The sequence below is a fragment of the Lysinibacillus sp. GJ-1 genome (genome assembly GCF_021166035.1).
Taxonomy (GTDB): Bacteria; Bacillota; Bacilli; order Bacillales_A; family Planococcaceae; genus Lysinibacillus; species Lysinibacillus sphaericus.
In genome coordinates this window covers 2,963,915-2,990,874 of record NZ_CP088912.1, presented here as the reverse complement: position 1 = coordinate 2,990,874, position 26,960 = coordinate 2,963,915, and the positions used below count along the sequence as shown (strand labels likewise).

Below are 26,960 nucleotides of genomic sequence, written 5' to 3'. Positions count from 1 at the left end.
ATATTATAAATTTTAGTATAAATTTATAATAATTTAATTTCATAATTAGATAAATATAAAACATATGTATTTAGTATTATAAGACTCTTTATACATATGTTTTTATTATTATTTTACTTATTTGTTTCCTCGTTATCACGGAAAAGTTCCATTATGACCATTTAAATCGCCTAGTGCGCGCCCATCTATCTGATGGTAACGATGTTCAACTAAAGTACAATGCCTATGATGATATTATTTTTGCGAAGGATAACCATACACAAGTCGCCTTTGACTACACGATTCTTGGCAGTTTAACATCCCGCAAACAAGGTAGCAAGCAAGTACAATTCACCTATGATACAGAGGAGCAATTAACCGCTGTTATCAATGAAAAAGGCGAAGCGTACACCTTTGAACGCGATACCAAAGGCAATATTATCAAGGAAATTGGCTTTGATAACATGGAAAAATCGTATGAGCGAAGCCTAGCAGGAATCGTGCAACGGATTCAACGACCAGGGAATCGTTGGACAACGTATCAGTACGATGCGCTAGGAAATATTATTCGCTCTGACTACTATGATGGTACGTGGGAAACTTTTAGCTATGACAAAAATGGCTCATTACAAGAGACGGAAAATGAGCATGTAAACGTCAAGCTAGAACGGGACCCATCAGGACAAGTCATCAAAGAATGGCAAAACGACCATTGGATTGCCAGTAGCTATGACGAGTTAGGCAATCGTTCACAGATAACAAGTAGCCTCGGTGCCAAAATCGATGTGGCTCGTAATGAACTAGGCAATGTCTTACAAATGACAGCCTCTCGCTCCGAGCAAGCCCAGTGGACAGCCTCGATGCAATACAATGAACTCGGTCAAGAGATTGAAAGAATCCTACCAGGAGATGTTATTAGCAAGTGGCAGTATGATATCACAGGTAGACCAACACATCATAGAGTAAGTAGCCAAAGCCGAGATACACGAAGACGTGCCTACAATTGGGACGTCAATCATCAATTACGCAGTATGGTCAACGAGCTAACAGGTGTAAAAGTGACGTACGGCTATGATGAATTTAGTAACCTCGTGTGGGCCAATCAAGACAGTCGCCAATTTGATTTCTTATACCGTAGTGTCGATGATGTCGGCAATTTATATGAAACAAAAGACAAAAAAGACCGTGTCTATGGCGCAGGCAGTAGATTATTAGAAACAAAAGATGCCAAATTCTCCTATGACGAAGAAGAAAATCTCGTAGAGAAAGTCGAAAAGAATGGAGATACATGGCAGTACGAGTACTATGGCAATGGCATGATGGCCAAGGTCATTAAGCCAGACAAGACAGAAGTTACTTTCAAGTATGAACGCGCTAGGTAGGCGGATAGAGAAATGTTCTGAAGGAAAGGCTACTTATTTTTGTGTGGGATGGCAATACGATTCTGCACGTAGTAGATAGGCTCGATTCTGATTTAGATCATTATGATATTTTACCAACTGTGGGTGGCAAGTTGGTAAGCTTAAAGCTAAAAAAGCTAATAGAAAAATTAGGTTCAGATTGTGAGTTTATTCCTGCAATTATTAAATCTACTGAAACAGGAGAAACCAATGATTCTTACTTCGTAATGAATGTTTTAAATTTAATTCCTTGTTTAGATCATAGTAGATTAGACTATGACCTACTAGTTAAATCCAGACCTGATGGACCAATTAGTTTAAATTTTATTGCTCTTATTCCAGAATCTCTAAATGGACACCATGTAGTAAGAATGAAAGAATCAAAAGAAGAGATAGTTGTAGATGAAGTTTTTGTGAAAGCTTGCAGAAAAGAAAAAATTAAAGGTGTTCTATTGGTTAAAGAAGGTAATGTACGTAGTCCAGACTTTGTTGAACTTACATAGAGTTGTTAAGTGGTTAAATGTAAGTTTTTTTCTATGATAGAATAAAAATGGTATTATATGTTGTGAGAAGTGTTTTTAATAGGACAATCAACATCAAAGGAGGAACCATTGTGAAAAAACTTGATGCTAAATTCGAGTACTTGTCGGATATGTACGAAGATTCGTATTATCCAACGTTTTTAGTAAATAAAATTAAAGAAAATATTATGAAATTAGTCCATTTTATTGAAGAGGGTAATCATACCCTTGAAGAGGTACAGGAAAAGTTGGATGAAATGACTGTAGCAATCAATGAACTACAGGATGAGTTTTATGAACACGATAGTGAAATTGAAACGGTTGCACGAGATTCAATTGCCATAACTGTTGAAGAAATTTTACAATATTTTGAAATTGATATAGATATCGAAGAAGCGTTAAGAGAACGAGATTGGTAAAAAATTACCAGAGTTTCAATGAGGAAGTGGATGTTCGATAGGAGAAGCTTATAGTGTTTTTATCAACTTCTAATTATATTGTCTTAAATTAAAATTTGTTTTCTTTAAAGAATAATAAATTGTAGAATCCATACAAAGAGCGGAACTTTATTCACTTGATTGCCTAATAAGCAACAAGTGTTTTTTTATGTTTAAGACTACATTTCCTCATTAGAATTATTGAAAGCTGAGAAGAGTATGTGACTATATTCATGCTCATTAATTTGATATTTAATTCTTTTTATAAAGGTATTTAGATATAGAAAATGTGTTTAAATTTATAAAAAATCAAAAAATTATGATTTTATAGAAAAAAACAATATTATATAATGATTGTAAATTTTAATACTAATCATTGGGAGGTCTATATGTCAATTAATACGAACTTTAATCAGCCAAATTCGACACTTGTAACTGTGAAAAGATCTAGTAGCACTACGCCATTAATTGCTACATCAAACCAAAACAATGACAAAAACATTAAATATTTTGCAATGCAACAACAAAAAGACACCGTATCTATCTCGAGTGAAGCGAGAAATAGGTTGCTGGAGGCTCGTGCTTCTGTGAGACCTAACTCATGGGTAGATACAGCGTTAGATTGGGCAAAATCTACAGTTAGTTGGCTTAAAAAAGCGGGCCAATTTGCTGTAGATGCAGCTAAAGAAGGCATTAACTTCTTAGTGCTCGATGATGTTAGAACGATTTTTAATCCGAATGCGGGCATTACAGAAAAAGGGGTAGCGTTAGTTTCCCTCTTCCCAGCAGGAAAAGTAGTAAAATCAGGGAAATTATTCGAGCTATTGAGAAAAGCGGGGAAATCTGCGGATGTTGATGCCTTTGCTGGTTTAGGTAAAATTCAAAAGTTTAATGCTAAAGGGATTTTATTAGATGGAGATAGCCGTACGGGTTGGGAACATATTTACAACAGACATGTTGCGGGAACTACTGCAAATAGGGGGACCACATTATTTCCTAGAGCACTCGGTGATGCACAGATTAAAAATCTAATTATGGAGTCATTGGAAAAAGGAACTTTAGAAAGTACTCATCTTGATGGTACAAAAATATACACATACCGTCCAAGAAAATATGGGATTTCTGAGATGACAACAATTGTCACGAAAGATAATATTATCAGAACATCGTATCCTAATAGTGGAACCTCTGTGATAAGAAAATAAAGAAGTATATCATTTGTGAAGGCTTACGTTAAAGAGTTACGATGATATTTACTAGAGATGGTAACTGAAAAAGCGCATATAATGAAGCGTCCGAACTTTAATCCACTTAACAAAAGTTTAACTATTTAGTAAAAATTATACCAATAAATTGGGGAGAAATAAAAATGAAAATTAGATTTGATCTTGAAGATGATGATGTAACGGTTCTAAAAAGTAAAAATATTCGTGCGGATTTTTATCTCGACAGTTATTTAGAAGTATTTGTACTTGAAAATAATCAAGAAACTTTACTCTTCTCCACAACTTTGCACAGTACAATCATCATTACATTTAGTCGACAATTAATTGAGTTACATCGAACGTGTAAGAAACAGGTTCTTGATACTTTTGGAAATGCTAACGTCTATACCTTTAAAAAAGTAGAGAAATATATTGTGATTACAAATTTTGATGTCTTTTCTAATTCAGAAGAATGGCAATATACATTTGAATTTAAGGCATTTGTGAAAGCTTATACGAAAGAATTACGACGGCATTTGCAAAACTTGGTAGTAAAAGATGCGAATATTATAAAACGCCCGAACTTTATTCTACTTAGAAAAGGATTAAACGAATTAGAAGAAATCGTACAAGAGAAATAATTTGGAGAGATATTATTAAAATGAAAATAAGATTTGATCGGTTGAAGGAGAGATTAAAAAGTTTAGAAGAGGTTGTCTTCGGAAAATAATTCGGAGAGATTCTATTAAAATGAAAGCGACAGCATTTAAAGAAGTGGAAGTAAAATGGAAATAGTTGTAGCCCCGTGATATGAATCTTATTATTTGGAGATACCCGTATATGATGACAATGATAATTAAAACAAAGAAAGAAGAGGTTTCTCTATAGTTTTGAGATGCCTCTTTTGTTAATTGTTAGTTTACTGTACGTCGATTTATGTTTTTGTAAATATGTATGGATAGAGCACTGTTTGATGTATGTACTTCAGTTAGTAACAATCAAAAGAATACTAGAACTGCGCTGGAAATTAGGTAGAATTTACTTTTTTAGATTGTTTGACAATAATAAGGGAAATTTTTGTTTATTTACCGATATATATCGTAGGCAACAAAAAGGAGGTCAACACGTTTTGAATAAAAAATATCTTTTTACAGTAGCGGCTATTCCCGCAGCATTTGTTGTGCCTGCTGTAGCAGGGGCAGAAGAAGTAACGACCCTTACAATAACAGGTAACCCTTTAGTAGGTGTAACGCTTAATGCCGACTTAAAAGGTGCACCAGCTGGCACATACATAAAAAGTTATCAGTGGTATTATGTTGAAGGGGGTTCCAATAAACCGATTCCTAGTGCAACAGAGGCTACATTTAAATTACCAGTAGAGGCAGAGGGTAAAACAGTCCTAGTGGAGGCTGTGACGACGACAGATACTAAATATACGAGTAGCCCAATAGTGGTACCAGAATTGTCCTTAAAAATTGAGAAACCTTCTTTTGAGGGGTACGGTCCTCAAAATAATGTGTTACCTGGTGACACAGTGAAAGTAATCGGAGCTAAAGTTACTGATACGAAGGGTGCTGTAATTCAAAGTAATCAAATTACATATAGCTATGAATGGTTTTATAAAACGGGTGATGTGTTTACGATTATTTCGGGAGTAAATACAGAGTCCTATACGATTCCTAAAGATGCGCTTGAAACAAATAAAAAAGATATATCGGTCAGAGTAATCGCGAAAGTCGGTACTAAGAGAGTGGAATCTGATTTCACAGAAGTGCTAACAGTTTCAAAACAGCCAATTGAAACACTTGTGACGAGCATTACGAACTTACGCAAAAGCGATAGCAAGTATCAGGTAACAGATTTTGCATCATTTGAAGCGAATGTAAAAGCATTAGAAACGAAATACCAAGCTCTTTCAGCTACTGCAAAGGCAAGCATTACGAACTATGATGTACTAAAGCGTGCGCTGGCAGATGTTGAGGCTATTAGCAAATTAAATAAGCAATTAGATAATATTCCAGTAGGGCAAAAAGACCTGGCAAAATATATTAGCGAACTAGAAGCGTCTTATGACAAGCTTGATTTATTACAACGTAGTTTAGACGTAAATGATACTTTGTACAGTGGTATTAAAGCTTTAGTAAAAGAACCATCTGATACCGCAGATTTAGCGGAAGTGAGAAGAATTAATAATGAGATTGTGGCGCTATTAAACTATGATAGTGCGCTCATTAAGTATGCCCCTAACAGTGTCGAAGCGTTACAGCTAGCGGTAAACAAAATAGAAGCTGATATTGCGAAACTATCGAAAAATTATCAAGTAGCTGTACAAAATCAAACGATACTTAAAGACGCTAAGCAAGATTTGAAAAAGATAGAACAGTTTATTAAACTTTTTGATAAATTGACAGCGAATACGACAGCGAACAAGCAGGTGACAATTGCTAAATCTATTCGCTCTAGCTATGAAAAATTAACGTATAAACAATTGCTTTTAGTGCCAAATGACTATAAAGTGAAGTTGCTTAATGCGGAAAATGCTGAGCAGGATATGATCAATAGTTTGAATGCGGAAATTAAAGCGTATATTGGTGATAAGCAATATCAAATTAAGCCTACAGCAGATTCATGGCAAGGCTATGTGAACAATATTAATAAAATCGTATCGGATTATAAAAGTTTAACAAAAAATTCAGCGGCTAAAATTATCGACTATGATCGTATTTTAATCTTGCAAAAAGACTTTAAAGCGGCAGAAAAAGTGATTAAAGATATAGATGGCTATAAAAAGCTTGCTAACACGGCTGGCGTGACAGAAAGTAAGCTGAAAACAAGCTACAGTAATACACTAAAAGCATACAATAAATTAACGACTTTACAGCAATCACTTGTTTATAATGCGCAGGAATTTTTAAATAGCTCTCCTAATATAACGGTAGGGAATAATGGCAATGAACCTACTGACAAGGCAGATGCGGAAGCACTGAAAGTTAAAATACAAGCTTTCGCCAATGTAACAAGTTATACATTTACGCAATTTGAAGCGGAAGTAGAAGAGGCAACAAAGCAATATAAAAAATTATCATCTCCAGCACGAAAATATGTAACAAACTATGATTTATTAACTACAGCGACAAAAGATCTTACTGGGGTAAGAGCATTCCATAAAAAAGTACAAGCAGCTCGAGAAGAACTAGATGTTGCAAAGCAAACGAAAAAAATTGAATCAGTCGAAGCGGCTTATGCGAAACTGCCTGCTAATCAACAGCATTTAGCGAAAGCGCAGTACGAGGATTTATTAAAAAATCGTTTAGTAGACACGACTGCACCTGATATTTCGAAATTAATACAAGATATTGCGGCAATTGAAACGGATGATTTATATAAAGTATCCATACAGGATATTCAAAACTTGGCGAACCAATATAATAAACTAAGTTCCAGCGATAAAAAACGCGTAACAAATGCGTCAATTTTAACAGCAGCTATTGCAGATGTTAAAAAGGTAGAGTCATTTATGAAGCAATACGATAAGTCGTTTGTAAGCAATCCAACAACGGTTATTAAAGCATTTGCGAAGCTAACATCTAAACAAATGAGTTTAGTCAGTGAAAATGTTCGCCAACAAATTATCGCCAAGGAGAAAGAACTTCAGCAAGCAAACGATATTGCATTAACGTTAATAGAGGACATTAATTCACTTGTCCAAAATGGCGATTATATTGCGAATTTAGAAGCGAAAGTGACGCAAATTCGCACTGCTTACGATAAACTAACTGCTTCTGAAAAAAGCGTCGTAAAAAATTATTCGAAGCTGACACAAGCAGAGAATGACTTGAAAAAAGTAGCAGAGGTTCATGCGCTATATGTATCTGATACAAATGGCAATGAAGCTGCTCGCAAAGCTTGGCAAACAGCCTATGGTAAACTCTCTAAAAAACTAGAAAATCTGTATAAGAATATGTACGCAGGCGATCTGTAAGCAGACTTCTGTGTAATCTGTAAAAATAGTATGTAAGGGGAAAGAAAAACCTTACATACTATTTTTGTCTTAGTCTAACAGGGGTTAATTTGGTATTATATTTAAGGTAAGGTTTGAGAAGTCATTCATTGTGTATACTAAGTCCGAAAAGCAGTAACTGTTTAGACATTTTCTTTTGTCATAATTTATGACAGACGCTACAATACATGGTTGACTTAGATGAATCAAATAGAGTCTTCGTAGTTCAAGCTATGAGGGCTCTGTTTTTAACTAGAAAAGGAGAGCACAGCAATGCGAATACATCATCATCAAGTTGAACATCACGGTAGTCAATCGATAGGGCAGTGGGTTGAGCAGTTCCGTCCCTTTGCTAAGGAAGGGAAATGTGCCAGCTATATTCCAGCTTTAGCACAAAAAGATCCACAACAACTAGCCATCTCCATTATCGGACCGAATAGTGAACAAATCGTTGGAGGAGATGTAACGGAATTATTTACCCTCCAAAGTGTTTCAAAAGTTGTGACCTTTATTTTAGCTTGTATGGACCGAGGGTTGCCTTATGTTTTAGAAAGGGTAGATGTTGAGCCTACTGGGGATACGTTCAATTCCATTATTCGTCTTGAAAGTCATCAGCCCGGAAAACCTTTTAATCCGATGATTAATGCAGGAGCGATTACAGTGTCCTCAATGCTGGATGGCAATTCGCCACAGGAGAAAGTGGCTAAAATCCTGTCGTTTTTAGAACAAATGGTTGGCAAACAGTTAAAGGTAAACGAAGAAGTGTTTCAATCTGAATGGCAAACAGCTAATCGCAATCGATCATTAGCCTACTATTTAATGGATTCGGGCTTTTTAGATTGTCCAGTTGAAGAAGCATTGGAAGTTTATTTGAAGCAATGTGCAATTGAAGTCAATGTTTCGGATTTAGCAATGATTGGCTTAGTAATCGCGAATGATGGCTACCATCCACAGCGGAAAATCCAGCTCTTTCCAAAACAAGTGGCTAAATTAGCGAAAGCCCTAATGGTGACATGTGGTATGTATAATGCATCAGGTAAGTTTGCTGCTTTTATCGGTTTGCCAGCTAAAAGTGGTGTCTCTGGTGCCATTGTTGCGGCTGTTCCCAATCACGCAAGCTTGGAATCACCTTTCCCAGCTGGTTGTGGCATCGGGATTTATGGGCCAGCTATTGATGATATCGGAAATAGTGTAGCAGGTGTAAAATTACTTAAGCATGTTGCAGATGAGTGGAATATGACGATTTTTTAATAAGGTGAAAAATACCGTAGATAAGCACAAAGGCTTATCTACGTTTTTTTATCCCTATTATCGCCTGACAACTTGCTAGTATAAGGCAATAGCGATATCAGTTCTATAACTACATATAGTAGTGTTGGTTAATTGGAGAACTGTAGGCGGTTTAATCATCTATTATAATGAAAGACAAGACGCAATGCATTGTGATTGCGTCTTAAAGTGGATTTGTTGCGAATTTATAAAATTGCTGTTATCTATTGTTGATATTTTTGCTTTTATAAAGAATGAAAAGAACGATAAACCAGATAGGTGTTAGTAAAAGCGCTGTTCTAGTCGCTTCGGAAATCAACATAATTACTAACAAAAACGCGAAGAAAGCAAGTACTAAATAGTTCACAAAAGGTGTCAATGGTGCTTTAAAAATCGACGCTTCGTGGAGTGCGCGGTTTTTACGTTTATAGATAATATGCGAGATTAGAATAATACTCCATACCCAAATAAAACAAATAGCACTAATCGTTGTTACGACGCTAAAGGCGTTTTCTGGCATGAGCTTGCTCAGTAATGCTCCTATTGATACAACGATGGCTGAAAGAACAAGTGCGTTACTTGGCACACTGTTTTTATTTAGCTTAGCAAAAGATGCGGATGCTTGCTTGTGACGGCCAAGATTATAAAGCATACGACTTGTAGAAAATAAACCACTATTGCCTGCTGAAGCCGCAGATGTCAGCACAACAAAATTGATAATACCTGCTGCGATAGGTATACCTGCTAATGAAAATACTTGTACAAATGGACTGCTTGTAGCAGACATTTCATACCAAGGGTTGATGCATAAAATGACTGTTAATGCGCCTACATAAAATAGTAAAATACGCAGTGGAATTTTATTAATGGCAGATGGAATATTTTTTTTCGGATCTGCTGTTTCTGCAGCAGAAACACCGACTAGTTCAACTCCTACGAAAGCAAAAACAACCATTTGGAAGGCCATTAGGAAGCCATAAATACCGTTCGGGAACAGCCCGCCATGTGCCCAAAGATTGTTTACTGATACAGTGCCAGAAGTTGTTTGAAAGCCTGTGAATAGCATGAATAATCCAATAATTATTAATGCAACAATTGTTACAACTTTAATCAGTGCAAACCAAAATTCGAGTTCTCCAAAAAGCTTTACTGTCAATAAATTAAGAAATAATAGCAGTACTAGACAGCCAATAGCGGGTATCCATTGCGGAATATTAAACCAATATTGTACGTAGACACCGACGGCAATAATATCTGCCATCGCGGTCATTATCCAACAAAACCAGTAGGTCCAACCAGTGACATACCCAGCCCAAGGGCCTATGTACTCAGTGGCGAAATCTGTAAATGATGTATAGCCTGCGTTTGATAATAGTAGTTCGCCTAGTGCCCGCATGACAAAAAATAAGGCGATCCCAACAATGAGGTAAGCCAAAATAATCGAAGGCCCTGCTAAAGCAATCGCTTTACCTGATCCTAAAAATAAGCCAGTCCCAATTGTTCCGCCAATTGCAATAAGTTGCACATGGCGATTTTTTAATTCTCGTTTTAACTGATGTTGTTCCAAGTTTATTCCCCCATAAGATGCGTAGAAGCGCTAGCTGGAAAATAAAAAAGAGACTAGTAGCAACACTAGTCTCGTAAACGTCAGAATAAAAATACCGTGACTGAAGGTTTAGTTTGTAACATATCCAATGCAACATTCGTCGTGTGGTATAGCTTTCATGGTGAAAGTTTATCTTACTCCTCTGTCCTTTTGCCTGAGATAGTGAACCCTTCGGCGACGCTAATTGCGCTCTCTCCAGAAATGCTCCTGCTATAGTTTCATCCATAGCATTCATAGCTTCAATCTTTATTTTAAGATATTATTTATCCTACCAATGACGAGCCAATAATACAAGGGTCAATTTTCAGTAGTATGCAGGTAAAAAGAAGAATTGGTTTCATGATGATATATTTGTTACAAAAAATAGTTATTTTAGACATAGAGTAATAAATACATTATCATTATTTTTACAACTACAAAGCTAAAAGAGGTGGATGAATGGAGCGAGTAAAAGAAGCAGCACGATTGTTAGCACAAGAAGGGGAGAGTGAACAGGCCAAATTATTATTGCTAGATGCATTTTCTGAACAGCCCAATTGTATTGTTGCGCATAATTTAGCAGATTACCATAAAGAACAGGATCAATACGAAGAAGCATATCACTATGCATTGCAGGCTGTTGCATGGCAACCAAAAACGTATTCCCCATATGCATTATTAGGCGAATTGTCTATGCGCCAAGGTGACAATCATTCGGCACAGCAATGGCTAGAAAAAGCATATAACCAATTTCAATCACCGGTCGTAGCGCATAATTTAGCAACTCTATACAAGGCACAACAAAAATATGAACAGGCTGCTCAGCTTTTTATAAAATCGTATGAAAGCGAGGACTATGGGCTGATGCATGCTGTCGAATGTTTTGTGTTAGCCAACGATTTTCAGCATGCTAAAAAGTGGATAGCAATCATTGAACAAGAACAGCAACGATTTATAGGTGAAGTAGAGCTAGGAGAGTTGTACGGGCGAATTGGAGATTATCAGAAATCCGCTATGTGGTATGCAAAAGGCTACCAACATTATGCCCATACAGGTGAATGGATCGCAGATTATGTATGGGTACTTCACCAATTAGGAGATGAAGCGCATAAAAAAGCAGTGATTGCAACGTTTATGGAGCAATGTACACAAACAATAGCTGACTTGCCAAATAAGACGTTGGAATATGGCTGGACGGAAGAAGAAGTAGCAGAAGAGGAGGCGCAGCTTAGAGCGAATATGGAGCGGGTGAACAGTGCCCATTTACAGCACCACATTATGTTGCAAAATGAGCCGAGTATCGCTTCACGCTGTTATACTTATTTCTGTCCGATGCATGATGAAGGACATGGTGACAGCGAACTAGATGGTTAGTCGTTAGACAACTACTATTATATAGAAGAAACTCTGAATATTAGCAAAAAGAATCCTTTACCAAAACATTTGGAAAGGATTCTTTTTATGAAAAACCAAGCGCTAGTATCCTACTTCACTGAGGAAAGGACTATGTTAAATAGTCGCTATAGCCTGATTGAATTCACTTTGCTTATTGTTTTTTTGTTTTAATTTTACCAGTCCAATTACGGAAGCCGCCTTCAAGCTGGTAGATTTGATTGTAGCCACGTTTTTTAGGTAAAGAGCAGCACGCGCGCTACTACTGTATTTTGACAGTATAAATATACTGGTAAATCTGGGCGGATTTCTTTATAACGTTGACGTAATGCTGTAGAAGGAACGTTTCGTGCCCCAAGGATATGACCTGCATCAAATTCTTTTTGTTCACGCACATCGATTAACTGCGCTTTACGGTAGCCTTCAATAAATTGTTCTTGTGTTAGGTTGGTTACAGCTTTTTTTAGTCGCATTGCATTAATCGCGATATATGCAATTAGCACTACTAAAACGACACCAATTGTGATAAGTATATCCAATTTCTTCTTACCCCTTTCTATCTTCTTTATTATTATAAAAGATGCGCTGGCGATAGTCCAATGAGTTTGATAAAATTAACTAGATTGTGGCTAGAAATGATTGATAGATGTAGGAGATGACATAATGACAACTTGGTATTTTCTAAATTCAGGAAAATGTAGTCCCTCTTTTAATATGGCACTAGATGAGGCATTGCTTGATTGGCATAGTGAGGGTTTAATTCCCCCTGTTATTCGTTTTTATGAGTGGGAGCCAGCGACATTGTCGATTGGTTATTTCCAACAAGCGAAAAGAGATATTAATTTAGATGCGTTACGTGAACAAGGAATAGGATTTGTTCGTCGTCCGACGGGTGGTCGAGCAGTATTACATGAACATGAGTTAACATATAGCGTTATTGTTACGGAAAGCTATCCAAATATGCCTGAATCCGTAACAGAGGCGTATCGAGTACTAAGTGAAGGGATATTGCAAGGCTTTCATAATTTAGGAATGGATGCCTATTTCAGTGTGCCTGACACAGAGGAAAAAAAGGCAGATTTGAAGCAGCCAAAAAGTGCCGTGTGTTTTGACGCACCGAGTTGGTATGAACTTGTCGTTGAAGGGAAAAAAATAGCGGGTAGTGCACAAACTCGTCAAAAAGGTGTTATTTTGCAACATGGCGCGATTTTACTTGATCTTGATGAGGATAAATTATTATCTGTTTTTAATTTTTCAAGTGAAGCGGCGAAAGAACGTATGCGCAAAAAGCTACCAGAGAAGGCAGTTGCCATTAATAGTCTTGTAAAAGAACCTGTGTCTATTGAACAATGTGTAACTGCTTTTCGAGATGGTTTTGCAAAATCGTTGCAAATTGAATTAAAACCATTTACACTTTCTGAGGAGCAATTAAAATATGTGCATGAGTTAGCAGAAAAAAAATATGCGCATGATGATTGGAACTTTAAAAAGTAAAATGTGGTATAAGAAAAATATTTTTTCACCGTTTAAACCTTGTAATGGCAAGCAGTAACCAATCTATTCGAAATTGCAAGAGTTGAATTTAAAAACTATATATAGTATCTTTTTAAAAGCGACATACACAATATGTAGTGTTTAACGGCACATGATATTGTGTATTTATTATTGTAAGGGGAGGCAAAACGATGGTACTTACAAATCATCAACCCGATGTAAACAAACAAATTGAACAGTTAAACAAAGATATTGAGCAATTCCCACAGGTTCACCCTGTCACGCCTGATATGCATATCACACATAAAGGTGTATCAAGACTTGTGATGATCGACCGCTACTCGTTTAAGGATACGGAAAAGAAAACGCTAAAAGCTGGTGATTTCGTCGTATTAACAGTGAAGGCAGATCCAAAATTCCCCGCACGTGGTTTAGGAACAATTCAACATATTGATAAGGCTACAAAAACAGCAGATATTTTGATTGAAGAAGACTACCGTAGCGCATTAGATGATCCAAAAGAGCAGGAAACAGGTGTGATTACACGTTCAATTGACGTGCTAGAAAAGCCTCTTGAAATTTTTTATGAACAAATTGCTAAACGAAATGCAACAGGGCTTGCTTCTGTTGAAAAAACAGCTGAAAAACGACAAGAATGGTTTGAAAAATTTTATCAGCAACTCGTTTCATTAAAATTTGTACCAGCTGGTCGTGTCATATATGGAGCAGGATCTGAAACAGATGTAACTTTCTTTAACTGCTATGTAATGCCATTTGTAGCGGACTCACGTGAAGGAATCAGTGATCACCGCAAGCAAGTAATGGAAATTATGAGCCGTGGTGGTGGTGTAGGAACAAATGGTTCAACACTTCGTCCTCGCAACACGTTAGCACGTGGTGTGAACGGTAAATCGTCAGGTTCGGTATCATGGCTAGATGACATTGCAAAACTGACTCACCTTGTCGAACAGGGTGGATCGCGCAGAGGTATGGATAATCTTAGTGCTTCTGCGTAAACAAACCTCGTGAATTGCTGGGATCTCTTTGACTGAAATATTATCACTTTAATCGAGGTGAAAAATATGGAAGTTTATGATGCGAAGCAACCTCAAACTTGTTTAATATGTGGTTTTAAAATTAATCACAATAAGCAAGGGTGGTTTACAACTCATTTAAAAAATGAGCATAATTTAACATTAAATGATTATTTAATTTCTCATTTTTATCCAAAAGAAATGGTAACTTGCCAATATGTTTTATGTAATAACATAGTTAAACTAAGGCGAGGCATCCCCAATAAATTTTGCAGTAGAAGCTGTCGAGGAAAAGGTGCCCCTTTAACTTGTGTAATATGTGGAAAACTGTTTGATGAAAAACATCGTCAGACAAAAACTTGCAGTAAAGAATGTGCAAGTCAACTTAGATCACAAAACACTGGCAAGTGGCATAACGAGATGTCTATGGAGCAAAAGAAACTTCATTTTGAAACTATTATTTCTAAAACAGCCAAAACTCGAAAGTTGAATGGCACCCCGTCTTGGAATAGTGGCAAGACTGGGATATACAGCAAAGAAACGATAGAAAAAATTAGACAAGCTGCTTTGAAACAAATAGAGGGAGCAACCTATAGAAAAACGAGCATTGAAAGAACGATTGAGTCTTTCCTGCTAGAAGAATCTATTCCCTATAAATATTCCTTTATACTCGAAGGCGCACAATTTGATTTTCACTTAGTAGATACGAATATCTTAATCGAATGTGATGGGGACTTTTGGCATGGAAATCCAAAGTTCTACTCTTCCTTCTATTCAGTTCAAAAGCGAATAAAAGCTAGGGATATTGAAAAGAATCAAATTGCAGCAGCAAATGGTTACAATTTACTCCGTTTCTGGGAAGATGAGATAAAACATGATTTTGAAAATGTTAAAAAACGCATTATAAATGCACTGCTAGCTACAACGTAACTGGAAACGGTAAGCGTGAATGCTTAAAAATAGTAGTGGGATAAAGACAATCAGCAGCCAAGCCTCTATCGATGAGGAAGGTTCAACGACCATCGAAAACACGCTAGGATAGCGGAAGTGAGTAGAGTAGGAGTGAAGTCACTCCGAAGTGCGAGGACATCTAATTAGATGTAAGATATGGTCTCAACTTCTATGGCGACATAGAGAGTGGGTGTAACGAACCCGCGCAAGGGAATTGGCACAAATGATTATGCTGGCAGATTGGCATCCTGATATCGTGGAATTTATTATTTCAAAAATGCAAAATCCACGTATTTTACGATACCTAATGGAAAATACAGCAGATGAGACGATTATTCGTCTAGCGAAAGAAAAATTAAACTTTAAGCCGCTTTCAATGCAAGAAGAAGCAATGTATCAAGGCATTGTGAATTATAAAGGCATCGAAGGCTTAGGCGGATTCGATAGTGGCATTATTCGTGAAGCCGAAAATAAATTGCGTGACGGTGGAACGTACACAGTTCATAACCCAGAATTTTTAACGGGTGCTAATATTTCTGTAACGTTAACGAAAGAATTTATGGAAGCTGTTGAAGCGGACGCTGAATTCGATCTGCGTTTCCCAGCGGTTGAAGAATATACAAAAGAAGAAATGGCTGTTTACAATAGTGAGTGGCATAAAGTTGGAGACGTACGTGAATGGGAGAAGATGGGCTATAAAGTACGCACATATCGTACGATTAAAGCAAAAGAGCTTTGGAATCTTATTAACGTCTGTGCAACATATTCGGCAGAGCCAGGGATTTTCTTTATTGACAATGCCAACGATATGACAAACGCGAAAGCATATGGTCAAAGTGTTGTTGCGACGAATCCTTGCGGTGAACAACCACTAGCACCATATTCAGTGTGTAACTTAGCTGCTGTCAACTTAGCGCAGTTTGCCAATAAAGAAAATCAAACAGTTGATTACGAAGCATTACGTGAAACGGTTCGTGTTGGTGTTCGTATGCAAGATAACGTAATCGATGCAACGCCGTATTTCCTTGAAGAAAACCGTGTACAAGCTCTTGGTGAACGTCGAGTTGGCTTAGGAGTAATGGGCTTAGCGGATTTACTTATTTATTGTGAAAAAGAATATGGCTCAGAAGCGGGCAATGCACTTGTAGATGAAATCTTTAAAACAATTGCAGAAACTGCTTACGAGGCTTCTACAGAGCTTGCAAAAGAACGTGGCAGCTTCCCATTCCTAGTAGGGGCGACAGAGGAAGAAACGGCACGTTTACGTAAAGCCTTTACAGAAACAGGCTTTATGCAAAAAATGCCAGCGCACATTAAAGAGCAAATTTTAGCAACAGGTATACGTAACTCGCATTTACTAACAGTAGCGCCAACAGGATCGACAGGAACAATGGTAGGCGTAGCAACGGGTCTAGAACCATACTTCTCGTTCACATACTATCGTTCTGGTCGTCTAGGTAAGTTTATTGAAGTAAAAGCAGAAATCGTTCAAGAATACTTAGACCGCCATCCAGAAGCATCTGAAGATCAGTTACCTGAATGGTTTGTGACGGCAATGGAATTAAAACCAGAGGCGCATGCGGATGTGCAATGCATTATCCAAAAATGGATTGATTCGTCGATTTCTAAAACAGTAAATGCACCGAAAGGCTATACGGTCGAACAAGTTGAAAAAGTGTACGAGCGCCTTTATAAAGGTGGCGCTAAAGGTGGTACGGTCTATGTTGATGGTAGCCGTGATTCACAAGTGCTGACACTAAAAGCAGAAGAAAATGATATGGATCAATTATCATTTGAAGAAGAATTAGTAGAAGAGCATGCAAAACGTCCAGTCGTATTAGTGGATACGATCCAAGCACTTGAGTCAACAACAGTTATCGGCTCAGATGTAGGGAACACATGCCCAGTTTGTCGTAAAGGCACAGTCGAAGAAATGGGTGGCTGTAACACATGTACAAACTGTGGTGCACAATTAAAATGCGGTTTGTAAAATAAAACCTAAAGTAAACCACTTCACCTCTATAGATGATTAGAGATGAGGTGGTTTTCTATTGGATAATTGTGTTAGTATTGTTCTGAATAGTAATGAAGAAAGTAACTTCAACTAAATCCATTTGGGTGGAGTGTTATTTTTTTCGAATCAGCGTTTCTCCAAGCGCGATTCCAACTGTAACAACTAAAATTGTTAGAATTAACAGAGCTTGTAAAATAAAATACCCAACTTGATCGAACATCGTATCTCTCCTCTTTTCTTAATAATACCTTCTATTATGAAATATTTACTTCCTAATTGAAGGGTCAAACGAACGAATAAAGCTCCCAATCAGTTCGATTTTTATCATATAGTTTACTTCATTAACATCAGATATATGCAGTTGTTGTAATATTTCTTTAACGACAGGACGTTCAATATTTAATCAGCCTGTTGATTTTCTTAAGCGAACTAGGTGAAAGAGGATATTCTTTTAAGAGGATTGAATATATCGTTAGCATAGCGATTAAGAAAAAGATTTTCAATAAAAGGAGGAAACGACAAGTTGAAAGTGCTTTGTAAAGCTTGTAAATTAGAAATTTCTGAATCATTAATAGAATTAAAAGATTTAAATTTGATTAATAAAAATGATGGTCAAGATTACATTCCTAGAGGCTTCTATTTAATTCAACAAGAGACAGCTTACGATATAGTAAAAGGTTCTATCATTATTAACATCAAGGATTTAATCAATTCAAAACGCCATTCAAATAGAAGCAGATTAAATGGTTGTTGTGGTCTTGATGGTTGTGATGGAATGAATAGGGTCTGCTTGCATAATCACGAAATTGCTACAGAATACTCTGATTGTTGGAGGATCCATCAAGTGATATTTAACCCAGAGTTAGTAGAACTTATTTAACACTTACATATTAAACGACGAAGAGCCGTGTAGAAACCTGTATCTATGATTACGTGTGTAATTCATAAATACAGGTTTTTTTGTCAAACTTTTAAAATACTATTTTTTAAAAATTGAACCTATAATCATTTACTAATCGTCTAATAGCAGAATTTAAGAGAGCAAGGGAGGGTAGTAGATGGACAGAACAGAAAAAGATTTCTTATTAGAAAAAATGATGATTGAATATGGTGATGAGTTGGTACGATTGGCATTTTCTTATGTAAAAGATACTGAAATTGCGAAGGATATGGTGCAAAATACGTTTATCAAATGCTACAAAAACGTGGATACGTTTCGCTATGATGCCCATATAAAGACATGGCTCTATCGTATTGCAATTAACGAATGTAAAGATTATTTAAAAAGTTGGCATTTCAAAATGGTACAAGTAAAAAGTTTTATTCATGAAACAGCGAAGTCGATTTATCCATCAACAGAAAAAACAGTAATCGATAAATACAATAATGAAGAACTAAAGGATACCATCTTTTCTCTGCCAAAAGTGTATCGGGAAGTGGTGTATCTCTACTACTATGAATCGTTAAAGACAGATGAAATTGCTGAAGTATTGGATATTCCAATGAATACAGTGAAAACGAGATTAAGAAGAGCCAAACAACGATTAGAGTCGATGATAAAGGAGGCTGAATTGAATGGAAGATAAGCGATTAAGAGATAAAATGCAGAAGATTTCTAATCAAGATTTAAGATTTACGCAAGAAGACCGACAGAAGGTTTTTGAACAAATTCGTAGGTTGGAAAAGAAACACCGAGTACAAAAGAAGTCTCTTGTTCCTTTTTCAAAAAAGATTGTGCCAGTGCTCATTTCATTATTAGTGCTAGGCTTATGTCTAGTTTTATTTATGCCATCGATGTTGCCTAAGAGCTTTCATGAAGATGGGAACAATAGTGCAACAGCAGTTCAGGAAGATCAAATTGTCACTACTTTAATTACGGTGAAAGCAGAACAGGAGGACGATAGAATACCTCTAAATCTTTTACTTACATATAGCAAAGAGAAAAACGCTATGAAAGTTCTGTCGATTCCTCGTGAAACGTATGCACCGATAGCGAACAAGGATGGGACTACAGTGTACGATAAATTATTATTTACTTATGCTTTTGGTTCAGGAGGAGCAGAAAATGTAAGAACGACCGTTTCCAATCTATTTAATTTACCCATTGATTATTATGCGGTCATCGACTTAGAGACCTTTTCAGCATGGATCGCATCTATAAACGGTATAGATTATGACTTGCAAGAAGATACTCGCGTAAGAGCTATCACGAAAGTAGGACTAGATTTCAAAAAAGGAACGAATCGTTTAAATGGAGAAGAGGTAGTGGCATTAATGATGGCTGCTACAGACGGGAGAAATTTAAAGGAAGAAAACTTATTAAATCTTATTCAAATTGTGGTGAATAAAACGAAAAACGAAATGGCACAATCGAAATTAAAAGAACTTTCCACTCAAATTGAAGCCAATATACCACTAGAACAATTGTTTGAAAACAACATAAATCTTCATTCAATTAAATCAGTATCGTTAAGTGCTGGCATTCGAGATGATATGATAGATGGAAAATATTATGTTACGTTTGAGAAAGATTTTTTAACAGCCATTTCCGAAGAGTTAACGACATTTGAGTAATTAGACATTGGATTTATTGTAATTTATAGGAAAATGATTTTATACTAGAAGTGCGTTAATAAGTTTAACGCACTTTTTATATTTACGAGGAAAAATGTTAAAGAGGTGTAATATGGAGTACTATCGAATTGTTAAGGAAGTCATTGATAATTGGGATCCAAAGCGATTTTTGCATTACACACCTGAGGATGAATATGACCCAGAAATCAGGATGATTGTAGAGCTGCTACCAACAGTAACTTCTGTTGAAAATTTAGCGCTTAGGATACATGAAGTTTTTGTAAAAATGTTCTCGGTAGATGAAGTTTTTGCAATTTCGAATTGCTATCCAATTGCGTTGGAAATTTACAGTAAAATCAAGGCTTTAGAGAGTGAGAATCAAACTTCAAATTAAAATAAAAGTGGCTATCTCGTCAAATAAAACGGATAGCCACTTTTTTATATAACCACTTATTCATTGAAAACGACCGGTCGTCGAAAATGCATTTACATCGTTGGTTGAAATCTTTATAGTGAAAGCGAATGAAGGGGGTGTGGGATATGAATGTAGAAGTATCCATTGATCCACTATGTAGAGAACCTAAAATCATTATATACACAGATAAAATGACAACTGAAATCGAGCACATCATGCGGAATATTTTTTCTACTGAGGAAGATACATTACCGGTTTTGTCAAATAAGGGGGTAGAGCTTATTCATTGTGAAGACATTATAAGGTTATATACGGAGCAGAAAAAAGTCCTCGTTCAAACGGCAGATAATCTATTTACGATTCGTTTTCGCATGTATGAACTAGAGGCAAAGTTAAATTCACAAATGTTTGTGCGAATATCAAATGCTGAGATTGTTAATCGGAAGAAAATTAAATACATGGATATAAGTAAAACAGGAACGATTGGTGTTTTCCTAGAAGGCAATGTTAAAACGTTTGCATCAAGGCGCTATGTTGCAAAAATCAAGAAACAATTAGGAATATGAGGTGAAAAACATGAAAAAAGAATTGCTGATCCGCATATTAGGTGGATACGTCATTGGTGTTATGATTGGACAATTTGTACAGCTTTGTTTATCTATCGGCTTGGGACAAGGAAGGTATATATTCGTTTTACCTGAATTTCGGGCGTTATTTGAAAGTGAGCTAGCAGCTGTTGTTACACAAATGTTGTTAACAGGTTTGATTGGTATTGTTTTTGCCTTGGCTGCATTAATCTTTGATATGGCGAAATGGGGGATGTTGAAACAATATACAGTACATTTTTTTATAACGGCACTAGTATGGATTCCGGTTGTTTTGATATTGTGGACCCCTAAAACGATGATAAATATCGTTTCTTTAATAGCGAGTTTTTTGGGTACTTATGTTGTGACTTGGCTTTTGCAATATAACTTATCAAAACGCGATATTGAAAAAATTAATGGAGTACTTTTAAGAGGTGAGTATAGTGACAATTGAAATTAAAGCACTATCAAAACATTATAAGAATCAAGTGGTAGTTGACCAGTTGACCTTAAGCGTTAAAAAGGAGAACTATTCGCACTACTCGGTCAAAATGCCGCAGGAAAGACCACTACGATTAAAATGCTTTGTGGTCTTTTAACACCAACGAGTGGAGATGCTATTTTGGAAGGAGAGAGTATTATTTTCAGTCAAACGGCTGTAAAGAAAATCATTAATATTTCTCCTCAAGAAACGGCTGTAGCTCCCAATTTAACTGTGCAGGAAAATTTGCTGTTAAAATTTACGGAGATTCAAAGCAAATAGCACAACAGCATGCAGTCTCTCAAATGGATTTATTTGGTTTGAAGTCGGTGAAGGAGAAAAGGGCAAAAGTGCTATCAGGCGGTTATTTGCGCAGATTAAGTGTAGCGATGGCCATGATGTCGAAACCGCAAATACTTTTTCTTGATGAACCAACATTAGGTATGGATGTGCGAGCACGCCGTGATTTATGGAGAATTTTATTGCAAATAAAAGGTGATGTAACGATTGTTGTAACTACTCATTATTTAGAGGAAATAGAAATGTTAGCTGATCGTGTTGGTATTATGAATCAAGGGAGATTATGTGCTCTTGGTACAGTACAGCAATTAATAGATGAAACGGGAAAACCAACATTAACAGAAGTATTTTTAGAGTTAACAAAGGAGGTATAACATTGAAAGCGATTGTATTTGCAACAAGAAATCATAAAGAAATTATACGAGATCCATTAACGCTACTTTTCGGTATTGGCTTACCAATAGTACTGATGGGATTATTTTCTGTCATGCAAAAAAATATCCCGTTTGGGTTATATGAAATCAACAATCTAACGCCAGGCGTAATTGTTTTTAGTTTTTCATTCCTCACACTTTTCTCGGGTATGTTACTCGGGAGAGATAAAAGTACCTCATTTTTAATGCGTATCTTTGCTTCTCCGATGGTCGCAGTGGATTATATTGTCGGGTATGTTTTACCTTTATTGCCGATTGCCATTTTACAAATTGTTTTATGTTTATTAACAGCAGGGTTTCTAGGTTTAACATTGGATTTCTATACGTTACTGTTAGTAGTCGTGCTACTTATTATTTCCTTACTATATATTGGAATTGGGTTGCTACTAGGGACATTATTTACAGATAAACAAGTTGGTGGCTTATTCGCAATATTTGTAAACATTGCTACTTGGTTAAGTGGTACATGGTTTGAGCTAGATATGATTGGAGGTACAGTGCAAAAGATAGCGAACTTCCTTCCATTTGCTTATGCGGTGGATGCTGCACGAGATGTGCTAAATGGACATTATGATGATGCCATCCTACCCCTATCTGTTGTCATTGTTTATACGCTCTTCACGTTTATTATTGTCAATTTAGCGTTTAAGCAAAAAATGCGAGCGCATTTTTAATTAAATTTTAAAGTAGGGATTTTGGAAGGTAGCTCGAATGTTTATATAGAAAGGGGGAGAGAGTATGTCATGTTTACCAATTATTGTAGCACCAATGTTTTTAATTTCGAATCCAGCGATGGTCATCGAGGCAAGTCGGGCAGGGGCTATTGGTTCGTTTCCACTATTAAATGCAAGACCCGTTTCAACTTGCGCAGACTGGCTTCAAGAGATTAAAGAGGCGTTGCCAACAGAGCCATGGGCCGTCAATTTTATATGTCATCCAGTAGCGAATGCACGTTTTGAAGAAGATTTACAATTAATTGAAAAATATGAGCCACCTATTGTCATTACATCGCTTGGCAACCCGAAGCGTGTGATTGATATCGTGCATCGTTATGGGGGAAAGGTCTATGCGGATGTGGCTAATGTCAAGCATGCTGAGAAATCGGCAGCCACGGGTGTAGATGGGTTAATTCTTGTGTGTGCAGGAGCTGGTGGACATGGTGGGCAACTGAATCCATTCGGCTTTGTCGCTGCAGTCAAAAAATTCTTTAATGGCACCATTATTTTATCAGGCGCTATTTCAAATGGTGCAGATGTATTGGCAACGCAAATTATTGGAGCGGACTATGCTTATTTAGGCACTCGCTTTATTGCTTGTCATGAAGGAGATGCACCAGAGGCTTATAAAAACATGGTTATCGATAGTACAACAGATGATGTTTTATATACAGATGCCTTTAGTGGCGTGCCTGTCAATGTGCTAATTCCATCCTTAATAAAAGAAGGAATTGACCCGTCGACATTAACGCCAAAAGAGGCTATTGATTTAACACACCTTGTAAATGTGAAGGCTTGGCGTGATATTTGGTCGGCAGGACATGGTGTCACAACGATTGAAAAACGTGAGTCTGTGCGTGAAATTATTATGTCATTACATGAGGAATATGAAAGCGCAAAGCAACGATTGAATGTGGTACAGTCTTTGTAATCGCTGGAGGAGTGCCCTTTTAAGATATTAGGAAAAACAAAACGCACAATGCTGTTTAACCAACAACTGTGCGTTTTTGTATTGTCTTAGTTATGGAACTTTATTAATCGTGATTTAATGTTGCAGCGATTTCAGGTTGTTGTTCAACTCGACGTAGCATATTAAATGAGGCAATCGCAACTTCGACCTGTTCGTCCATCGGCTCTCTTGTTGTCAGTAGTTGTAACCATAGACCCGGATAGCCTAAATAGCGTAACAAAGGAATATTGCGGCATGCATTTGTTGCTTGTAGTACTTCAAATGATACCCCTAATACAACAGGAATTAATAAAATACGGTCTACAATTCGTAACCACAGCGGGTCTGTAGGTACGAAGAAATATAAAAACATACCAACGAACACAGTGAATAGCATAAAGCTACTACCGCATCGATAATGTAAACGAGATTGTGCTTGCACATTTTCCACAGTAATATCCATACCAGCTTCATAGCAATTAATGACCTTATGCTCGGCACCATGATATTGGAAAACGCGTTTAATAATTGGTGTTAAAGAAATAAAATATAGATAGGTAAGCAGTAGAAGAAGCTTAATGCCACTTTCAAGTAGCACTTGACCAACTTTCCCTTCTATCCATGGTGAGAATAAATCCGCAATAAACACTGGAATTAGTGTAAATGCAAATTTACCGAATAGGAAAGAAAGAATCCCGACAACGGCTACGCCTAAAATCATTTGTAATTTTGAGCCGCTTTCTTCTACATTTTCGACTTCTTCGCCAGGTGTAACGTCATAACGGTCCCCTGAAAATTGCATATGACGTGAACCTAAACCTGCTGATTCAATAAGTGCAACAACCCCACGTACAAATGGAATTTTTTTAAGCTTTTGCAGGATTGGTTTTTGGACTTTTTTATAATGATAGTAATCAATGGAATCATCGTTACGGCGAATGGCAGTAATCGTATGCTCCTTCCCTCCGAACATCACACCCTCTAATTGTGCTTGTCCCCCGTATACAGGTGAATTGCTCAAGGCTAACACCACTCTCTTTATATATTTCAACTGTACCATTGTACTAAATTTAGCGAAAAACCTCTAGAGGTACGCATAGTAAATTTTCTTTATGGCTACACTTATCGTATAATTTTGCTTTTTTAGGAAGAGCGCTTATGTATTTCATTGCCATTGGCTAAAGACAGGACGTGTAAGCAATGTGCACGCTGCTTATTTATAGGAGGGGTAGCTTTGAAAGTAGGACTAATAACCGCTGCTGTTAATGCGATCGTGTTAGCATTATGTTTAAAAGGGCTTCATTTTTTTCATTTTATTCGTTGGAATCCAATAGGCTTCTATAAAAAATGGGAGTTGTTTGAAGATAGTTCTAAATTATTTCATTGGAGTTTTTTAACGTTAGCACTGTTTTTAGTCGGATTCTTTTTATATATGACGTTACGATATGTTCATATTATACCTGCAATCTTGACTTCATTTTTACTCGGACTTTTGGTAACAATCACATTGGAGTGGTTTGTTTTGGATTTACCGTTACAATCCTCATCTTTTAAAAAATTATCCATCCCTTTTATGGTCGTAGTGATTTGCCTTTTGCGCTTTTTACTTGAAACAGCTAATTTTCATTACAAAGAGCATACAGCACAAAAAGGAAATTAGTTGCTGTATGCAATTGGTATGATAAAATAAAAAACAAGTACATAGAAAGAGGCGAATACTGCGTGAAGTTATTATGTTTGAATGGACCAAACTTAAATCGACTGGGAAAGCGTGAGCCACATATTTATGGCCATGAAACACTAGACGATGTCAAAAATAATGTTCAAAATCTTGCGGCTTCTCTTGGTGCTACAGTCGAGTTTCGTCAATCGAATCACGAGGGTGTTCTTGTAGATTGGGTGCACGAGGCGGAAGATGAAAAGTATGATGGGATTATCTTTAATCCAGGTGCGTATACCCATACAAGTGTAGCATTACATGATGCAATTGCAGGAGTGACCGTACCGGTTATTGAAGTACATATTTCCAATATCCACAAACGTGAGGCATTTCGCCACCATTCTTATCTTGCCCCAGCCTGTCTAGGTCAAATTAGTGGACTTGGTACAAAAGGCTATGAACTAGCACTACGCACTTTTATTGAGAGGGAGAAATAATTATGTTGAAATTACAAAAGCTTCGTAAAATACTTCAAGAACAAAACATCGATGGCATTTTAATTACGAACGAGTATAACCGCCGCTATATGACAGGTTTTACTGGTACGGCTGGCGTAGCGATTGTGTCCCAAAATGATGCTGTGTTTATTACAGACTTCCGCTATACAGAGCAAGCAACTGCACAAATTAAGGACTACCGAATTGTGCAACATGAAGCAACAATCCTAGAAGAAATTGCGACACAAGTTAAAGCGATGGGTATTAAATTATTGGGCTTTGAGAAAGATTCTGTCAGCTATGGTACATATGAGTTGTATAAAAATGTAATTCAAGCTGATTTAGTGCCCGTTTCTGGATTAATTGAAAAAATTCGCTTGATTAAGACTGCACAAGAGATTAATATTATTAAGGTTGCGTGTGAAATTGCTGACCACGCATTTACACATATTTTAGACTACATCAAGCCAGGTAAAACAGAGCTTGACGTTTCGAATGAATTAGAATTTTTCATGCGACAACAAGGAGCAACACAGTCCTCTTTTGATACAATTGTAGCGTCTGGTCTTCGCTCGGCACTACCACATGGTGTTGCAACAAATAAAGTTATTGAAAAAGGCGACTTTGTCACACTTGATTTTGGTGCGCTATACAATGGCTATATTTCGGATATAACACGTACGGTGGCAGTTGGTGAGCCATCTGAAAAATTAGTAGAAATGTACAATACAGTCCTTGCGTCACAACTTTTAGCACTTGAAAAAGTTGGTCCTGGCTTAACAGGTATTCAAGCAGATGCCATTGCACGTGACTATTTAACAGAAAAAGGCTATGGTGAGGCATTTGGTCATTCATTAGGGCATGGGATTGGTCTTGAAGTACATGAACCTTACTATCGAAACGATCAAATACGGTTTTAGAGCCGGGAATGGCCGTGACGATTGAACCAGGTGTTTATGTACCGGGAGTCGGTGGTGTTCGTATCGAAGACGATATTTTGATCACTGAATCAGGTAATGAACTACTAACACATTCGACAAAAGAACTTATTATCTTATAAACAATG

22 protein-coding genes, 5 pseudogenes and 1 riboswitch are annotated in these 26,960 nt (G+C 36.8%); of the genes and pseudogenes, 24 read left to right on the top strand and 3 right to left on the bottom strand.

Annotated elements, in window-relative coordinates; genetic code table 11:
* The first annotated feature begins 173 nt into the window (after positions 1–173).
* The 7 genes from LO754_RS14815 to LO754_RS14785 all read left to right on the top strand — a co-directional run bounded on the left by LO754_RS14815 (position 174) and on the right by LO754_RS14785 (position 8,793).
* Positions 174–1,361: an RHS repeat domain-containing protein gene (locus LO754_RS14815; RefSeq protein ID WP_231784686.1), complete on the top strand. Its 1,188-nt coding sequence runs from the start codon at positions 174–176 to the stop codon at positions 1,359–1,361.
* Between the two features lie 41 nt (positions 1,362–1,402).
* Positions 1,403–1,882 carry an imm11 family protein gene (locus LO754_RS14810; protein ID WP_231784685.1) on the top strand — a complete coding sequence of 160 codons (480 nt, stop codon included), beginning with the start codon at positions 1,403–1,405 and terminating at the stop codon, positions 1,880–1,882.
* 110 nt (positions 1,883–1,992) lie between these two features.
* Positions 1,993–2,319 (top strand): DUF5713 family protein, encoded by a 327-nt coding sequence (locus LO754_RS14805; RefSeq protein WP_255702571.1) that lies wholly within the window; start codon positions 1,993–1,995, stop codon positions 2,317–2,319.
* A 407-nt stretch (positions 2,320–2,726) separates the two neighbouring features.
* Positions 2,727–3,542, top strand: a complete 816-nt coding sequence (locus tag LO754_RS14800) for a hypothetical protein (protein ID WP_231784684.1) — start codon at positions 2,727–2,729, stop codon at positions 3,540–3,542.
* 164 nt (positions 3,543–3,706) lie between these two features.
* A complete protein-coding gene (locus LO754_RS14795; protein ID WP_231784683.1) occupies positions 3,707–4,183 on the top strand; it encodes a hypothetical protein in 477 nt (158 codons plus the stop codon).
* Between the two features lie 488 nt (positions 4,184–4,671).
* Positions 4,672–7,524, top strand: coding sequence for a hypothetical protein (locus tag LO754_RS14790; RefSeq protein ID WP_231784682.1), 2,853 nt, complete (start codon positions 4,672–4,674; stop codon positions 7,522–7,524).
* 291 nt (positions 7,525–7,815) lie between these two features.
* The gene (locus LO754_RS14785; protein ID WP_231784681.1) at positions 7,816–8,793 is read left to right on the top strand and encodes a glutaminase; all 978 of its coding nucleotides are present in this window, start codon (positions 7,816–7,818) and stop codon (positions 8,791–8,793) included.
* Positions 8,794–9,031: 238 nt separating this feature from the next.
* Here the strand turns inward: LO754_RS14785 and LO754_RS14780 are convergent, their stop codons facing one another.
* On the bottom strand, positions 9,032–10,378 hold the full coding sequence (locus LO754_RS14780) for an amino acid permease (protein WP_108029739.1): 1,347 nt from the start codon (positions 10,376–10,378) through the stop codon (positions 9,032–9,034).
* 171 nt (positions 10,379–10,549) lie between these two features.
* Positions 10,550–10,626, bottom strand: a riboswitch (glycine riboswitch).
* A gap of 229 nt (positions 10,627–10,855) precedes the next feature.
* On the opposite strand from LO754_RS14780, the gene LO754_RS14775 reads away from it, so the two are divergent.
* Complete coding sequence (locus LO754_RS14775) at positions 10,856–11,770, top strand: tetratricopeptide repeat protein (protein WP_231784680.1); 915 nt, start codon at positions 10,856–10,858, stop codon at positions 11,768–11,770.
* A 172-nt stretch (positions 11,771–11,942) separates the two neighbouring features.
* Here the strand turns inward: LO754_RS14775 and LO754_RS14770 are convergent.
* Positions 11,943–12,327 (bottom strand): annotated as a pseudogene (locus LO754_RS14770) (rhodanese-like domain-containing protein).
* Between the two features lie 124 nt (positions 12,328–12,451).
* Here LO754_RS14770 and LO754_RS14765 point away from each other — a divergent pair.
* The 13 genes and pseudogenes from LO754_RS14765 (at position 12,452) to LO754_RS14700 (ending at position 23,719) form a co-directional block, all read left to right on the top strand.
* Positions 12,452–13,282, top strand: a complete 831-nt coding sequence (locus LO754_RS14765) for a lipoate--protein ligase family protein (RefSeq protein ID WP_024361207.1) — start codon at positions 12,452–12,454, stop codon at positions 13,280–13,282.
* A 191-nt stretch (positions 13,283–13,473) separates the two neighbouring features.
* Positions 13,474–14,271 (top strand): annotated as a pseudogene (locus LO754_RS14760) (ribonucleotide reductase N-terminal alpha domain-containing protein); the annotation flags it as partial.
* A gap of 93 nt (positions 14,272–14,364) precedes the next feature.
* On the top strand, positions 14,365–15,246 hold the full coding sequence (locus tag LO754_RS14755; protein ID WP_108029736.1) for a DUF559 domain-containing protein: 882 nt from the start codon (positions 14,365–14,367) through the stop codon (positions 15,244–15,246).
* Between the two features lie 226 nt (positions 15,247–15,472).
* Positions 15,473–17,257 (top strand): annotated as a pseudogene (locus tag LO754_RS14750) (vitamin B12-dependent ribonucleotide reductase); the annotation flags it as partial.
* 553 nt (positions 17,258–17,810) lie between these two features.
* Positions 17,811–18,161 carry a hypothetical protein gene (locus LO754_RS14745; RefSeq protein ID WP_227665464.1) on the top strand — a complete coding sequence of 117 codons (351 nt, stop codon included), beginning with the start codon at positions 17,811–17,813 and terminating at the stop codon, positions 18,159–18,161.
* Between the two features lie 178 nt (positions 18,162–18,339).
* The gene (locus LO754_RS14740; RefSeq protein ID WP_024361204.1) at positions 18,340–18,867 is read left to right on the top strand and encodes a sigma-70 family RNA polymerase sigma factor; all 528 of its coding nucleotides are present in this window, start codon (positions 18,340–18,342) and stop codon (positions 18,865–18,867) included.
* Positions 18,857–19,855: an LCP family glycopolymer transferase gene (locus LO754_RS14735; RefSeq protein WP_231784679.1), complete on the top strand. Its 999-nt coding sequence runs from the start codon at positions 18,857–18,859 to the stop codon at positions 19,853–19,855. The genes LO754_RS14740 and LO754_RS14735 overlap by 11 nt, the downstream gene beginning before the upstream one ends.
* 112 nt (positions 19,856–19,967) lie before the next feature.
* Positions 19,968–20,249 carry a DUF1871 family protein gene (locus LO754_RS14730; RefSeq protein WP_231784678.1) on the top strand — a complete coding sequence of 94 codons (282 nt, stop codon included), beginning with the start codon at positions 19,968–19,970 and terminating at the stop codon, positions 20,247–20,249.
* A gap of 146 nt (positions 20,250–20,395) precedes the next feature.
* The gene (locus tag LO754_RS14725; RefSeq protein WP_108029733.1) at positions 20,396–20,836 is read left to right on the top strand and encodes a LytTR family DNA-binding domain-containing protein; all 441 of its coding nucleotides are present in this window, start codon (positions 20,396–20,398) and stop codon (positions 20,834–20,836) included.
* Positions 20,837–20,846: 10 nt separating this feature from the next.
* On the top strand, positions 20,847–21,311 hold the full coding sequence (locus LO754_RS14720) for a DUF3021 domain-containing protein (RefSeq protein ID WP_108029732.1): 465 nt from the start codon (positions 20,847–20,849) through the stop codon (positions 21,309–21,311).
* Positions 21,298–22,012, top strand: a pseudogene (locus LO754_RS23490) (ABC transporter ATP-binding protein). Before LO754_RS14720 ends, LO754_RS23490 begins: the two are co-directional and overlap by 14 nt.
* A 2-nt stretch (positions 22,013–22,014) precedes the next feature.
* Positions 22,015–22,746, top strand: a complete 732-nt coding sequence (locus LO754_RS14705) for an ABC transporter permease (RefSeq protein ID WP_108029730.1) — start codon at positions 22,015–22,017, stop codon at positions 22,744–22,746.
* A 64-nt stretch (positions 22,747–22,810) separates the two neighbouring features.
* The gene (locus tag LO754_RS14700; RefSeq protein WP_231784677.1) at positions 22,811–23,719 is read left to right on the top strand and encodes a nitronate monooxygenase; all 909 of its coding nucleotides are present in this window, start codon (positions 22,811–22,813) and stop codon (positions 23,717–23,719) included.
* Between the two features lie 103 nt (positions 23,720–23,822).
* Here LO754_RS14700 and LO754_RS14695 read toward each other — a convergent pair whose 3' ends face one another.
* Positions 23,823–24,797 carry a DUF1385 domain-containing protein gene (locus tag LO754_RS14695; protein WP_029747087.1) on the bottom strand — a complete coding sequence of 325 codons (975 nt, stop codon included), beginning with the start codon at positions 24,795–24,797 and terminating at the stop codon, positions 23,823–23,825.
* A gap of 174 nt (positions 24,798–24,971) precedes the next feature.
* On the opposite strand from LO754_RS14695, the gene LO754_RS14690 reads away from it, so the two are divergent.
* The 3 genes and pseudogenes from LO754_RS14690 to LO754_RS14680 all read left to right on the top strand — a co-directional run bounded on the left by LO754_RS14690 (position 24,972) and on the right by LO754_RS14680 (position 26,954).
* Complete coding sequence (locus tag LO754_RS14690; protein WP_024361195.1) at positions 24,972–25,397, top strand: hypothetical protein; 426 nt, start codon at positions 24,972–24,974, stop codon at positions 25,395–25,397.
* A 62-nt stretch (positions 25,398–25,459) separates the two neighbouring features.
* Positions 25,460–25,894, top strand: coding sequence for a type II 3-dehydroquinate dehydratase (gene aroQ / locus LO754_RS14685; protein ID WP_024361194.1), 435 nt, complete (start codon positions 25,460–25,462; stop codon positions 25,892–25,894).
* A gap of 2 nt (positions 25,895–25,896) precedes the next feature.
* A pseudogene (locus LO754_RS14680) lies at positions 25,897–26,954 on the top strand (M24 family metallopeptidase).
* Positions 26,955–26,960 lie beyond the last annotated feature (6 nt).

What these genes read in the sequence shown, in the direction of transcription:
- LO754_RS14800 (WP_231784684.1), top strand. Translation starts at nt 2,727, where the DNA reads ATGTCAATTAATACGAACTTTAATCAGCCAAATTCGACACTTGTAACT.
- LO754_RS14795 (WP_231784683.1), top strand. Translation starts at nt 3,707, where the DNA reads ATGAAAATTAGATTTGATCTTGAAGATGATGATGTAACGGTTCTAAAA.
- LO754_RS14785 (WP_231784681.1), top strand. Translation starts at nt 7,816, where the DNA reads ATGCGAATACATCATCATCAAGTTGAACATCACGGTAGTCAATCGATA.
- LO754_RS14775 (WP_231784680.1), top strand. Translation starts at nt 10,856, where the DNA reads ATGGAGCGAGTAAAAGAAGCAGCACGATTGTTAGCACAAGAAGGGGAG.
- LO754_RS14765 (WP_024361207.1), top strand. Translation starts at nt 12,452, where the DNA reads ATGACAACTTGGTATTTTCTAAATTCAGGAAAATGTAGTCCCTCTTTT.
- LO754_RS14755 (WP_108029736.1), top strand. Translation starts at nt 14,365, where the DNA reads ATGGAAGTTTATGATGCGAAGCAACCTCAAACTTGTTTAATATGTGGT.
- LO754_RS14740 (WP_024361204.1), top strand. Translation starts at nt 18,340, where the DNA reads ATGGACAGAACAGAAAAAGATTTCTTATTAGAAAAAATGATGATTGAA.
- LO754_RS14735 (WP_231784679.1), top strand. Translation starts at nt 18,857, where the DNA reads ATGGAAGATAAGCGATTAAGAGATAAAATGCAGAAGATTTCTAATCAA.
- LO754_RS14730 (WP_231784678.1), top strand. Translation starts at nt 19,968, where the DNA reads ATGGAGTACTATCGAATTGTTAAGGAAGTCATTGATAATTGGGATCCA.
- LO754_RS14725 (WP_108029733.1), top strand. Translation starts at nt 20,396, where the DNA reads ATGAATGTAGAAGTATCCATTGATCCACTATGTAGAGAACCTAAAATC.
- LO754_RS14720 (WP_108029732.1), top strand. Translation starts at nt 20,847, where the DNA reads ATGAAAAAAGAATTGCTGATCCGCATATTAGGTGGATACGTCATTGGT.
- LO754_RS14700 (WP_231784677.1), top strand. Translation starts at nt 22,811, where the DNA reads ATGTCATGTTTACCAATTATTGTAGCACCAATGTTTTTAATTTCGAAT.
- LO754_RS14695 (WP_029747087.1), bottom strand. Translation starts at nt 24,797, where the DNA reads ATGGTACAGTTGAAATATATAAAGAGAGTGGTGTTAGCCTTGAGCAAT.